This is a genomic window from Streptomyces sp. NPDC107654 (assembly GCF_055639035.1).
This window is the reverse complement of the sequence record NZ_JBVKBI010000003.1, coordinates 1-12531: the sequence shown is the minus strand read 5'-3', so window position 1 is coordinate 12531 and position 12531 is coordinate 1. Positions and strand designations below refer to the sequence as shown.

The 12531-nt window shown below is 74.0% G+C and carries 7 protein-coding genes and 2 pseudogenes; 2 read left to right on the top strand and 7 right to left on the bottom strand.

Annotated elements, in window-relative coordinates:
• Positions 1–23: 23 nt before the first annotated feature.
• The 4 genes from ACZ7N4_RS06105 to ACZ7N4_RS06090 all read right to left on the bottom strand — a co-directional run bounded on the left by ACZ7N4_RS06105 (position 24) and on the right by ACZ7N4_RS06090 (position 7542).
• On the bottom strand, positions 24–2207 hold the full coding sequence (locus ACZ7N4_RS06105) for a glycoside hydrolase family 3 N-terminal domain-containing protein (RefSeq protein WP_471354307.1): 2184 nt from the start codon (positions 2205–2207) through the stop codon (positions 24–26).
• A gap of 226 nt (positions 2208–2433) precedes the next feature.
• On the bottom strand, positions 2434–3552 hold the full coding sequence (locus tag ACZ7N4_RS06100) for a glycoside hydrolase family 12 protein (protein WP_471354305.1): 1119 nt from the start codon (positions 3550–3552) through the stop codon (positions 2434–2436).
• A gap of 220 nt (positions 3553–3772) precedes the next feature.
• Entirely contained in the window at positions 3773–4795 is a 1023-nt protein-coding gene (locus tag ACZ7N4_RS06095; RefSeq protein WP_471354303.1) for a LacI family DNA-binding transcriptional regulator, read from the bottom strand.
• Between the two features lie 131 nt (positions 4796–4926).
• On the bottom strand, positions 4927–7542 hold the full coding sequence (locus ACZ7N4_RS06090; RefSeq protein ID WP_471354301.1) for a SpoIIE family protein phosphatase: 2616 nt from the start codon (positions 7540–7542) through the stop codon (positions 4927–4929).
• Positions 7543–8101: 559 nt separating this feature from the next.
• Between ACZ7N4_RS06090 and ACZ7N4_RS06085 the strand changes: the two genes are divergently transcribed.
• Positions 8102–9229, top strand: a complete 1128-nt coding sequence (locus ACZ7N4_RS06085) for a PP2C family protein-serine/threonine phosphatase (protein ID WP_471355105.1) — start codon at positions 8102–8104, stop codon at positions 9227–9229.
• A gap of 42 nt (positions 9230–9271) precedes the next feature.
• On the opposite strand, the gene ACZ7N4_RS06080 is transcribed toward ACZ7N4_RS06085, so the two are convergent.
• Both ACZ7N4_RS06080 and ACZ7N4_RS06075 read right to left on the bottom strand, forming a co-directional pair.
• Positions 9272–10135 (bottom strand): maleylpyruvate isomerase family mycothiol-dependent enzyme, encoded by an 864-nt coding sequence (locus ACZ7N4_RS06080; protein ID WP_471354299.1) that lies wholly within the window; start codon positions 10133–10135, stop codon positions 9272–9274.
• Between the two features lie 231 nt (positions 10136–10366).
• Positions 10367–11512, bottom strand: a complete 1146-nt coding sequence (locus tag ACZ7N4_RS06075; protein ID WP_471354297.1) for a carboxylate-amine ligase — start codon at positions 11510–11512, stop codon at positions 10367–10369.
• 470 nt (positions 11513–11982) lie between these two features.
• Between ACZ7N4_RS06075 and ACZ7N4_RS06070 the strand changes: the two are divergent.
• Positions 11983–12123 (top strand): annotated as a pseudogene (locus ACZ7N4_RS06070) (GNAT family N-acetyltransferase); the annotation flags it as partial.
• A gap of 48 nt (positions 12124–12171) precedes the next feature.
• Here the strand turns inward: ACZ7N4_RS06070 and ACZ7N4_RS06065 are convergent.
• Positions 12172–12531: pseudogene (locus ACZ7N4_RS06065) on the bottom strand (sodium:solute symporter); the annotation flags it as partial.

Sequence of the window (12531 nt, the reverse complement as noted above, 5' to 3'; positions counted from 1 at the left end):
GAGGTGGTGCTGCCGGCGGGCGCTCAGGTGCCGGCGCAGTGGAGGCCGGGGGTGCCGGCGGTGCCGTCCGCGGTGAAGCCGAACGAGGCGGTGCCGCCGGGCGGCAGGGAGCCGTTGAAGGCGGCGTTGCGGACGGTGGCCCGGCCGTCGGCCGTGCTCAGCGCACCGTTCCACAGGCTGGTGACGCGGGAGCCGCCCAGGTCCCAGTCCACCGCCCAGCCCGTCAGCGCGGCCGAGCCGGTGTTCTCGACGGTGACCTCCGCCTGGTAACCGCCCTGCCAGGACGACGCGGTGCGGAACCGCGCGGTGCACGCCCCCGGTGCCGGCGTGGGCGCGGGACCGGTACCGGAGTACGTCAGCCCGTACCCGTAGGGGAAGAGCGGGTCCTTGCCGTCGCCGTCGTTGACGGGCTCCTGGGAGGACGTCCTCGGCCAGCTCACCGGCAGCTTCCCGGTGGGGGCGTGGTCGCCGAACAGGACGTCGGACACGCCGGCGCCCTCCGTTCCGGGCAGCCAGGCGGCCAGCAGCGCCTGCCAGTCGGGCAGTCGGTCGGCGATGTCCAGCGGACGGCCGGACACCAGGACCACGACGACCGGCACCCCGCTCGCCTTCAGCCGGGCGAGGGTCCCCAGGTCCTCCTGGTCCAGCCCGAGGCCGCCCGGCCGGTCGCCCTTGCCCTCGGCGTACGGGGTCTCGCCGATGACGGCGACGGCGGCGCGGTAACTGGAGTCGATGCCGTTGCCGTAGCGGTCGTAGGTGACCCGGGACGGGTCGGTGACGGCGGCGCGGATGCCCTGCAGGATCGTGGTGCCGTCGGTGACGGGACCGCTGCGGCCCTGCCAGCCGACGGTCCAGCCGCCGCTCTGGTTGCCGATGTCGTCGGCGGACCTGCCGGCGACGAACAGCTTGGCCGACTTCGGCAGGGGCAGCACACCGCCCTCGTTCTTCAGCAGCACCTGTGAGGCGCGCACCGCCTGCCGGGCCAGCTCCCGGTGCGCGGCCGAACCGACCGTGGCGGTGTACGTGCGGTCGGTGAACGGCTCCTCGAACAGCCCCAGTTGGAACTTCCTGCCGAGGATGCGGCGGTTGGCGTCGTCGATCCGGGACTGCGGGATCCGGCCCGCGGTGACCTCGCCGCGCAACAGGGTGAGGAACTTCTTGTAGTCGTGCGGGACCATCACCATGTCGACGCCCGCGTTGACGGCCGTGGCGATCTCGGCGCCGGTGAAGCCGCTCTGCCCGTCGAGCTGGTCGACCGCGGCCCAGTCGGACACGACGAACCCGCTGAACCCGAGTTCGCCCTTCAGCACGTCGGTCACCAGGTACTTGTTCGCGTGCGACCTGACCCCGTTCCAGCTGCTGTACGACAGCATCACCGCGCCCACCCCGCGGCGCACCGCCTCCCGGAACGGCGGCAGGTGGACGGCGCGCAGGTCGGCCTCGGACAGCCGGGTGTCGCCCTGGTCCACGCCGCCCGCGGTGCCGCCGTCGCCGAGGTAGTGCTTGGCGGTGGCGAGCACGGACGCCGGGCCCGCACCGAGGGTGTCGCCCTGCAGGCCGGTGATGAACGTGGTCAGGGCGGAGGGCAGTTCGGGTGTCTCGCCGTACGACTCGTAGGTGCGGCCCCAGCGGTCGTCACGGGCGACGCACAGGCACGGCGCGAAGTCCCAGTCGATGCCGGTGCCCGACACCTCCTCGGCCACCGCCCGCCCGATCCGCTGGACGAGCGCGGGATCGCGGGTGGCGCCGAGGCCGATGTTGTGCGGGAACAGGGTGGCCCCGCGGACCGCGTTGTGGCCGTGCACCGCGTCGATCCCGTAGATCACCGGGATGCCGAGCGGTGTGGTCAGGGCGGTGCGCTGCAGGGAGTCGTAGGTGTCGGCCCAGGTCTGGGCGTTGTTGGGGCTGACGGTGGAGTCGCCGCCGGACAGCACCGATCCGATGCGGTAGGCGGCGAGGTCGGACCGCGGGACGAGGGCGTCCTTCTCGATCTGCGTCATCTGGCCGAGCTTGTCGTCCAGGGTCATGCGTGACAGCAGGTCGGTGACGCGGTCCGGCACGGGTAAGGACGCGTCCTGGTAGGGGAGGACCGCGGCCGGTGCGGCCACGGGCTCCGGTGCGGCCGCGGCCGGCGCGGTGAGGGCCAGGGCCGCCGCACACACGGCCAGGGCCGTCAGCGGACGGCGGCGGGCGGACAGGAGGCTCATGCGGGCTGGCCTTTCCTGGAGTCCTTGAGGCGGCCGGGAGCGCGGCGCCTGTGGAACCGGGACCCGCCCGATCGGCGGGTGCGGGACGAGCGGGTCCCGGGGCGGGTGGGGTGCGCCGGCTGCGGGGTTGGCGGGATGCGCCTCGCTGCGCGGAGCCGTTGGGCTGTGCGGTGGTGTGCGGTGCCGGTGGGGCTTCGCCGCGCCGGCGCGTCCTTGGGGGCGTGCGTCAGGCGGTGGTGCAGGTGGCCCCGTTCAGGCTGAATCCGGCCGGCTTGGCGAAGGTCCCGGTGTAGCTGCCCTGGAACCCGAAGGACACCTGGCCGCCTGCTGCGATCTGCGCGTTGTAGGCCAGACCGCTCGCCGTGACCGCGCCGGCGGACGGCGTCACGCCGGCCCCCCAGGCGCTGGTGATCCGCTGCCCCGAGGGCAGGGTGAAGGCCAGCTTCCAGTCGTTGACGGGGGAGGAGCCGGTGTTGGCGACGGTGACGTCGGCGGTGAAGCCGCCCTGCCAGACGTTCGTCGCGTACGCCACCTTGCAGGCCGCCGGGTTACCGGAGCCGCCGCTGCCGGTCTCGACCGTGGAGGAGAACGAGTTCACGGCGAGGCCGGCGCCGTTCTGCCAGGGCTCGAAGCCCGCCTGCACACTGGTCAGGTACCAGCTGTCCTGCGCGAGCCCCCGGGAGACGGCCTGCCGGACGAAGTCCATGACGTCGAAGCTCCAGCTGGTGATCGCCGACGGGGCGACGAACGACAGGACGTCGTTGGAGCCGTTGTTCCCGGACCACACCTGCCAGGTGCGTCCGGCGACGGTGGCGGTGCCGACCTGCGAGCCCACCGGCTGGATGGAGCCGACCTTGTTGAACCACACCATGATCTCGGTCCTGTTCACGCCGTCGGTACGGGGCGTGGGGTCGAGCCAGATGTCGTACGCGGCGTCGTACACCGCGTTGCTCACATAGCCGTACGAGATGCTGGTGGGCGCGGCGGAGATGGTGGAGAGCCGCGCCGGGAGCCTGGTCCCCGGCGAGCAGTTGGTGTAGTGGCAGCCGTTGTACACGGACGGGTAGGACTTCGGGGCGCCGTTCGTCGGCACGGAGCCGTCGGCCTGGGTCACGCGGAACCCGGAGTCCGTGGCGGTGATGCACTGGGTGTCGGCGGTGCCCCAGCGGTTGTTCTGGACGACGTAGCGGTCCTGGATCGTCGTCGACCCGTACTGTTCGCAGATCGCGGTGTCGGCGTGGGCCGCCGGGGCGACGGTGAGCAGCGCCCCGAGGGCGGCGAGGGCGGTGAGGAGCGCGCCCAACAGGCCGCGCGTTCCACGGGCATGGTGCTTGGACGGTCGCATGCGGGTCCTCTCCGTGACGGTGGGGAGGGTGCGGGAGCGCTCCCAGGCACGTCTGGATGGGAGCGCTCCCATTCCCTCCGTTGGGCAGGGACTGTAGGGAGAGTTCATGCCCCTGACAAGACTGGCGGGCGGGGCGAGTGTCGAAAGAGTTTCGAAAGCCCAGGTCAGGTTTCGGGACGACGGCAGGTCAGAGACGTTTTGGGAGCGCTCCCGAGAGCACTCACGCCGAGTCGCGCACCACCAGCTCCGTACGGAGGATCACGTGGCGCCACGCCACGGGCGACTCCTCCAGCTCCTCCAGGAGCAGCCGCACCATGGCCCGCCCGATCTCCTCCAGCGGCTGCCGTACGGTCGTCAGCCGCGGCTCGGTCCGATCGGCCAGCGGGAAGTCGTCGAAGCCGATGACGGCGACGTCCTGCGGGATCCGTCGGCCCGCCGCGCGCAGCGCCTCCAGGGCGCCGGCGGCCGTGGTGTCCGAGGCGGCGAGGACACCGTCGATCTCCGGGTGCCGCTCGATCAGCCGGGCCATGGCGCGCCGGCCGCTCTCCTCGGTGAAATCGCCCTCGGCGACCCAGGACGGCCGCGCCTCCACACCGGCCTGGGCCAGGGCCTCCCGGTAGCCGCGCAGCCGGCACCGGGTGACGTACATGTCGAGCGGCCCGGTGATCGTCGCGATGGTGCGCCGGCCCGACTCCAGCAGCCGGGCGACCGCGTCGCGGGCGCCGCCGACGTTGTCCGCGTCGACGTAGCTGACGTGCTCGTCGGCCGAGCGCCGGCCCAGCAGGACGGTGGGCAGCCGGGCCTCGGCGAGCATGTCGGGCAGTGGATCGTCGGCGTGCACGGACATCAGCAGCACCCCGTCGACCCGGCCGCCCCGGGCGAACTCCAGGAAGCGCCGCCGCTCGGTGTCCGAGCGGACCAGGGTCAGCAGCAGCTGCATGCCGGTGTCCGTCAGGGCGTCGCCGATCGAGGTGACGATCTCGGAGAAGAAGGGCTCCGCGAAGTTGCGCCAGTCCGGTTCCGTCATGACGAGCGCGACGGCGTCGGCGCGCCGGCCGGCCAGCGAACGGGCCGCGAGGTTGGGCACGTAGCCCAGTTCCGCGATGGCCTGCTGCACGGCCCGGCGCGTCGATTCCCTCACGCCCGCCTCGTTGTTGACGACGCGGGAGACCGTGCCCCGGCCCACTCCGGCGTGAGCGGCCACCTCCTCCAGCGTCGGCGTGCCTGGGCGCCGCTTGCCCATGACCACCTCCCCCCACGAGATCACCGATATTACGGCTCCGGCGGCAGCCGGCCCACAGCGTGTCCCGTGCCGGGGGCGCGGACCGGACACCCGCGCACACCCGTCCGGACCGGCCGCGTCGGACGTCCGGGTCAGATGTCCAGGGCGTCCAGCAGGGCCGACGGGTCCGGCTCCGCGGTGCTGTCCAGCGACTGCTCGGTCCAGATGACCTTGCCGCGCGCCGCGTAGCGGGTGCCCCACATGTCGGCGAACTGGGAGACCAGGAACAGACCGCGACCGCCCTCGTCGGTGGTGGCCGCGCGGCGCAGCCGGGGCGAGGTGTTGCTGCCGTCCGACACCTCGCAGACCAGGGTCCGGCCCAGCAGCAGCCTCACGCGTACGGGCGGGGCGCCGTACCGGACCGCGTTGGTGAGGAGTTCGCTGAGGATCAGCTCCGTGGCGAACGCCGTCCCCTCCAGTCCCCAGTCGGCGAGCCGCCGGCCGACCTCCCTGCGCACCCGAGATACGGCCTCGACGTCGAAGGGGACGTCCCAGGTCGCGACGCACGAGGGGGTGAGCCGCCGGGTCCGGGCGACCAGCAGCGCCACGTCGTCACTGGGGTGCGCGGGCAGCATCGTCTCCACGAGGGCCTGGCAGGTTTCCTCCGGTGACCGGTCCGGACGGGCGATGGCCGAGGAGAGCAGCTCCAGGCCCTCGTCGATGTCCCGTCCCCGGTTCTCGATCAGTCCGTCGGTGAACAGGACCAGACGGCTGCCCTCGGGCAGGTCCAGCTCCCCGGCCTCGAAGGGGTGCCCGCCCACCCCCAGCGGGGGTGACAGGGGGAGGTCGGGGAAGGTCACCCTGCCCTGGGGGTCCACCACGGCGGGCGCGAGGTGCCCGGCGCGGGACAGGGTGCAGTGTCCGCCGACCGGGTCGTAAATGACGTAGAGGCAGGTGGCCCCGGTCAGCGGCACCCGGTCGTCGTCGGTGTCGGTCGCGCCCTGGGTGTCCAGCCGGGTCACCATCTCGTCCAGGTGGCCGAGCAGTTCGTCCGGGGCCAGGTCCAGCGAGGAGAAGTTCAGTACGGCCGTGCGCAGCCGACCCATGGTCACCGCGGCCTGCAGCCCGTGGCCCACGATGTCACCGACGACCAGCGCCACCCGGAAACCGGGCAGCGGGATGACGTCGAACCAGTCGCCGCCCACGCCGGACCGCGCCGGCAGGTAGCGCGAGGCGATCTCCAGCGCGTCCTGTTCCGGCAGGCCCAGCGGCAGCAGATTGCGCTGCAGCGTCACCGCCAGCTCGTGCTCGCGGGAGTACCGGCGCGCGTTGTCGATCGCCACGGCGGCCCGGGCCACCAGTTCCTCGGCCACCGCGACGTCCTCCTCCTCGAACGGGCCGGAGGCCGCACCGCGCCAGAAGTTGACCATACCGAGGACCACTCCACGGGCCCGGAGCGGCACCGTGATCAGCGAGCCGATGCCGTAGTCCAGCGCCTGCCGTGCTCCCTCGGGGTCCTGGGCCCGCCAGTCCTGGGCGGTGCGCAGATCGGACACCAGGACGGCCTTGCCCTGCCGGAGCGCCGCCACCATCGGCGTGTCGGCCATCACGAACCGGATCACATCGCCCACCGGCTGCAGGGGGTGCCCCGTCCGCGAGGCCCGCAGCGCGGTGCGGCGCATCTCGTGGACCGCGCTCGTGGGCTCCTGGCCGCGCAGCACGGAGTCGAGGAGTTCCACGGTGACGAAGTCGGCCATGCGGGGGACCGCCACCTCGGACAGTTCCTCCGCCGTGCGCCGTACGTCGAGGGTGGTGCCGATCCGCACGCCCGCCTCGTACAGGAACGACAGCCGGCCCCGCGCGACCTCCGCCTGCCCGGACAGGGCCCTCAGCTCCGTGGTGTCCCGGAAGGTGGCGACCACCCCCTGGACGCCACCGTAGGGGGCGGTGGGCCGGACGTTCACCGCCAGCAGCCGGTCCCCGGCCGGGATCACCTCGTCGGTCGCGGTCTCCTGCGACTCCAGCAGGCGGGTCAGACGCGGCCCCAGACCCAGCTCCCGCACCTGCCGCTGGTCGCCCTTCCCGGGGAGGCTCAGCAGCCGCTGCGCCTCGTCGTTGGCGAGCAGGACGCGCCCGTCGCCGTCGAGGATCAGCACCCCCTCGCGCACCGCGTGGAGCACGGCGTCGTGGTGCTCGTACATCCGGGTCATCTCGGCGGGGCCGAGCCCGTGGGTCTGGCGCAGCAGGCGGCGGCTGACCAGGGCCGCGCCGCCGGTCGCGAGGAGGAGCGCCCCCGCGGCCGCGCCGAGCAGCTTCGGCATCTCCTGGTTCAGCACCTCGCTGACGTTGGCGTACTCGATCCCGGCGGTGACCATGCCGACGACGCGCCTGCTGGCGTCCGTCACGGGCACGACCGCGCGTACGGCGTCGGCGGGCCGGCCGTGGAACGTCTCGGTGAACGTCTCGCCGGCGATGGCCCGGCCGACGCCCTGCGCCTTGGTGCCGATCAGAGCGGGGTCGGGGTCGGTGAGCCGGACCCCGTGCCGGTCCAGGACGGTGACGAAGTCGACGCCGGCGCCCACGCGCGCCTGCTCCGCCGCCGGCTGGAGCCGGGCCGTGGGGTCGGGGGCGCGCAGCGCGAGGGCCGTTCCGGGTGCGTGCGCGAAGGACTCCGCCGCCGCCAGGGCACGGTCCTCCGCGTTGCGCTGGGCGTCGTACCGGCCCTGGACCACCAGAGCGGCGGCGGCCACCGTGACCAGCACCAGCATGATCAGCGCCTGCAGCAGGAAGACCTGCGCGGCGAGCGTACGGACGCTCAGGGACGACGAGAGGCGCCGTCCGCGTGACGGCCAGGGCCATCGTCCACGGGACGGAACGGATGACCCACGTGTGCCGGGCGGCGGCGCGCCTGCCCGTGGCCAGCGGGAACGTCCGCTCATCTCCCTTTTCTAGCACTGGAGCTCCGTCGACGGCGACCGGTGACCCCACCGATGGCTCAGACCCGTGGCGGACGGGCGGCGGCGGAGTCCGGACCGCGCCGCCGGCGCGGCGACGCTCCCCGGCACGCGGATCGACGCCGCGCGCGGACCGGGGACGGGGGCGGGCGCGGGTGATCCGGAACCCCTGGGCGCCGGCCCGGTCGAACATGCCGCTGAGTGGAGCAATACCGGCGCGCCGCCGCCCCGCGGACCAGGCTGGGAGTCTTGTCGAGTTCCCCTGACAGGAGTCCGTGTGCGCAGACCCCGTATGCCGAGGCCCGGACATACCGGTCGGGAGCCGGAGGACGGTGCCGGTGCGCGGACGCGGTTGCCGGAGGCCCCGGCGTGGTTGCGGTGGCTGCCGGTCCTGTACGTCGTGGTCCTTCTGCTGCTGGAGCCCGCGACCCCCGTGCAGTGGCCGGTGAGCTTCGTGCTGATCGCCCTTCCCCTCGTGGCCGCCTTCGCCCACGGACCGGCCGTCGTCGCCGGTGCCACGGTCTTCGCCATCGTCATGGAGGGCGTCCTGGCCGGCACCCCGTGCTGTGCGGGCCGTTCGGTGGGCTACCTGTGGGACCGGCACTACGTCGCCGCCTACGTCTGCACCGCCCTGGTGGGCGTCCTCGGCACGATCCTGGCCGCGCACCGCACGCGCCGCGAGCGCACCCTGGCCGACGTCCGGTTCGTGGCCGACATCGCCCAACGGGTCCTGCTCAGACCGGTTCCGCACCGGATCGGCACGCTCCGGCTGGAGAGCCTCTACCTGTCGGCCGCGGCGGAGGCCCGCATCGGCGGCGATCTCTACGAGGCCGTCCCCACCCGGTACGGGGTCCGGCTGCTCATCGGGGACGTCCGGGGCAAGGGCCTGCTCGCGGTGGAGACGGCCGCTGCCCTGCTCGGCGCGTTCCGCGAGGCCGCGTTCGACGAACCGGCCCTGCCCGCGCTGGCCGACCGGGTGGAGACGAGCATGAACCGCAGGGCGACGCTGCTGGGCGGGAGCGAGGTCGGCGAACGGTTCGTCACCGCCGTCTTCGCCGAGCTCCCCCCGAACGAGCCGCTGATCCGCGTCGTCAACTGCGGCCACCCGCCCCCGGTCCTCCTCAGGGCCGGTGAGGTCCGCGAACTGGACAGCGGCCGCTCGGCCCCGCCGCTCAACCTCGGCATGCTGGCCGGGGAGCCGTACCACGTCGACGCCTACCCCCTGCGGTCCGGCGACCAGCTCCTGCTGTACACGGACGGCATCACGGAGACCCGCGACGCGGCCGGCTCCTTCTACCCCCTGCTCCAGCGCCTCCGTTCCTGGTGCTCCCTCCCGCCCGGGGAACTGCTGGAACGGCTCCACCACGACCTGCTGGACCACAGCGGCGACCGGCTCCAGGACGACATCGCTGCGCTCGCCGTCTCCCTCACCGACGACGCGCGACCCGTCTCACCCGGCGCCGACGCGCCGCCCGTACCGCCCTCGCCCCCGGCCGTCTGAGCCGGACCGCGGCCCGACAGACCCGGGCTCGAAAACCAGAGCTCAGAAGGCGGTGTGAGCGAACCATCGGTCGAGCACCGTGACGTCGCCCGAGACGTCGAAGGCGGGCTCCTGGTACGACCGCCGGCCGTAGAGCAGCAGCAGAAGGTCCTCCGCACGCCCGTGCACGGCCGCCGTGTCCGGTTCGCAGACCGTGTCCCGTTCGGAGACCGTGTCCCCGTCGCCGCCGGTGCGCGGCAGCAGCCGGAACCCGTCGGGGTCCAGCCGCACCCGCCACTCCCCGCCGGACGCGCCGTCGCCGCCCGTGCACCGGAACGCCAGGACCTCCCCGTCGCCGCGCAGCTTCGTCACACCGGGCGCGAAGACCCCCGCGTACGGCAGGTTGACCAGGAACTCGTCCACCCCGTCCGCCGCGAGTACGGGATCCACCTCCGGTTCGCGGCCGACGGCCCGCTCCGCGTCCACCCGGTGCACCAGCGTCTCGTGGAGCATCCGGCGGGCCCAGAACCGCGCGTGCCGGTCCTCGCCCCACGCCCACATCACCGCACCCGGATCCGTCTCCCGCAGTACGGCCGCCACCTCCGGCACCCCGGCCGCCACCCAGTCGGCGAGTTCCCGCACGTCCTCGGGCATCCCCGGTTCCACCTCCCGGCTGCGCGGCGGCTCCTGCACGCGCCGGGTCAGCAGCGCGCAGAACCAGCGCTGCAACGCCCCCACGTGCCGGGTGAGGTCGGCCAGCGTCCAGTCCGGGCAGGCGGGCACGGAACGCGCGGGATCGGCACCCCGCACCACCTCGGCGAACCGCCGCGTCTCCCGCTCGATCGCCTCACGGTAGGTGTCGTAGGGCAGCGGATGCCCCGCCGCGCTCGTCGTCGCCATCTGCTGCCGCCGTTCTGTCCTGGGCACCGGTGCCCGTCTCCTCGTGACGGCCAGTGTGTCTGCTGGAGTCCGCTCGAAGGCAAGTCGGGGCGGTCGGGCGCCGGTGACGCCGGGGTCCCGGCACGCCGCCGGCGGCAGGCAGGGCCGCGAAGCGGGTGACGGGGGTGCCCGCGGAGAGGTGCGGCGGCGAGTGCGGGACGCAGGCGCGCCGGCGCCACTGCGAGAAACCGAGTCGATCGGCGCGATCGCGCCCGCGTGTCACCCAGGGACGGCGAGTTCGTCCACGACGGCCTGGAGGCGGCCCCCGTGGTCGTCGGCGAGCCGGCGTTGGCGCGCCGAGCCGGTGCCCTCGCGCTGGACGTCGCTCAGCCAGTCGCCGACCCACCGGTCGTCGCCGTAGCGGGTCAGGTGCGGTTCGACCCGCTTCCACAGTTCGTCCACCAGCCGGCCCACGGACGTGGGGGCGCAGTCGGGGGTGTGGGTGGCGGGCAGGGTGCCCCGTGTGCCGTACCGGGCGGCCTGCCAGCACGCCGCCCGCAGCAGCAGGTCGGGGACGACGGGCGCGGGCTCACCGGCGCGTACGGCGTCCACGGCGCAGCCGACGAGAGCGCGGACGAGCAGCGCGTAGGCCGTGGTGGACGCGGGATCCGGCAGCACGTCGGCGACGCGCACCTCCACGGTGGGAAGGTGCGGTGAGGGCCGGACGTGCCAGTAGACCATCGCCGGGTCCATCGCCGCCCCGGAGGCCACGAGCTGGCCGACGACCCGCTCGTGGTGAGCCGCGCCGTGCAGAAAGGGCGGCGGGCCCGCCACCGGCCACCGGCCCCAGAGCATGGAGCGCCAGCTGGAGTATCCGGTGTCCGTCCCGTCGCTGAACGGGGAGTTGCAGGTGACGGCCAGCAGCAGGGGCATCCAGCCCCGGAGGTGGTTGACCGCCCGTACGGCCTCCTCCCGGTCGTCCACCCCGACGTGCACGTGGCAGGCGTTCACCCCCTGGTCGTGGGCGAGCGGCCCGAAGCGGTGGGCGAAGGCGCGGTAGCGGGGCTTGTCCACGATGGGCGGTGGGCCGGGCCTGCCGAGCACCGCGGTGCCGCTGGGCACCAGGAGGCAGTCGTGCTCGGCCGCCGCCACGGCCGCGCCGCCGCGCAGCCGGACGATCTCCGCCGCCAGACCCTCGGCCGTGCGGCACACCGCGCTGACCGTCTCCACCTGGGCCTGCGACACCTCCGCCGTGACGTGCGGCGCACCGAGGCGACCGCGCGCGGCACCCACCACGGCCGGGGCTCTGTGCACCGCCGCCCTGCTGTGCCGATCGGCCAGGACGAACTCCTCCTCCACACCGACCGTCGGCGGCGCGGTCAACTCGGCCGGGATCACGGGCGTACCGGCGGCGGCAGGGGTCACGGCATCAAGCGGCTCTGGCACGACCAGCCCTTCCGGGGAGACACGGGGCACCGGCATCCGCTCGGCGCCGGCTCTGCGCGGCCCTCGATCACTGCTGTCACGCTCGGAGACACGGGCCACTCCCTGTTCGAACAGCGGGTGGGTCCCTCATGGTCGTCCCGGCCCCGAGGGCACGGCAAGCGGCTACCCGGACACCGTCGGGGCGCCCGGGACGCCCGGCCCGGGCGCCGGCCGCGGCCCGTGCCGTCCGCGGAAGACGCAGGTCCGGCAGCGGTTCCCGCGCGCCGGACCCCGGCGAACCGGTGCGCCGCGCCGTTCCACCGCGACGCACGCGGCCTGAGGGTCCAGCCCGCGTGGCCGAACTCCGACGTCCCACCGTCGCCGCAGCGCCGCGCCACGACCGGGAGAGGGCGCCGGGCACCGTCCGGGGACGTCATGATCCACCGGTGTCCCGTCGCCGTTAGCCCGTCAGGCTCCGCACGTACGAGGGGGCGCGGGCGACCGGCCTGACCCGGGCCACCCTGCACGCGACGGAGGCCGGGGCACCCGTGTATCCCCGCATCGGCTTCCGGCCGAACTCGCCGGTGCACTTCTACCGCCTCAAGGAGTGACGCGACGGCCCGGTCCGGCGCGGCGGCGCCGGACCGGGGCCGGGTTCCTCAACCGAGCGACGCAGCCGGCTTGTCCCCGGGGCGCAGGCCCGGCCGGTCCGTCGGCGGCATGTCCCGGGCGTCGGCCGTGTAGTCCTCCGGGCGGGTCGCGTCGACGCCATCGGGAGCCTTCAGCGCCCTCAGCGCCCAGGTGAGCACCACGGTGACGAAGACGTTCAGGACGAACGCGGTGAGGCCGATGTAGCCGGTCTCGCCGATGCCCGGGATCTCCTTCGCCGAGCCGCCGAAGTGCTTCTGCGTCGGCGAGGTGACACCGTAGGCGGCGGCGGTGCCGTAGATCATGCCGGCGGCCCAGCCGGCCAGCAGGGCCCAGCGGTGGAACCAGCGGGTGAACAGGCCGCCGACCAG

Excerpts from the sequence above, each read along its gene's own strand:
- ACZ7N4_RS06090 (WP_471354301.1), bottom strand. The coding sequence starts at position 7,542 with ATGCTGGTGCTGGTCACGGTGGCCGCCGCCGCTCTGGTGGTCCAGGGC.
- ACZ7N4_RS06100 (WP_471354305.1), bottom strand. The coding sequence starts at position 3,552 with ATGCGACCGTCCAAGCACCATGCCCGTGGAACGCGCGGCCTGTTGGGC.
- ACZ7N4_RS06105 (WP_471354307.1), bottom strand. The coding sequence starts at position 2,207 with ATGAGCCTCCTGTCCGCCCGCCGCCGTCCGCTGACGGCCCTGGCCGTG.
- ACZ7N4_RS06095 (WP_471354303.1), bottom strand. The coding sequence starts at position 4,795 with ATGGGCAAGCGGCGCCCAGGCACGCCGACGCTGGAGGAGGTGGCCGCT.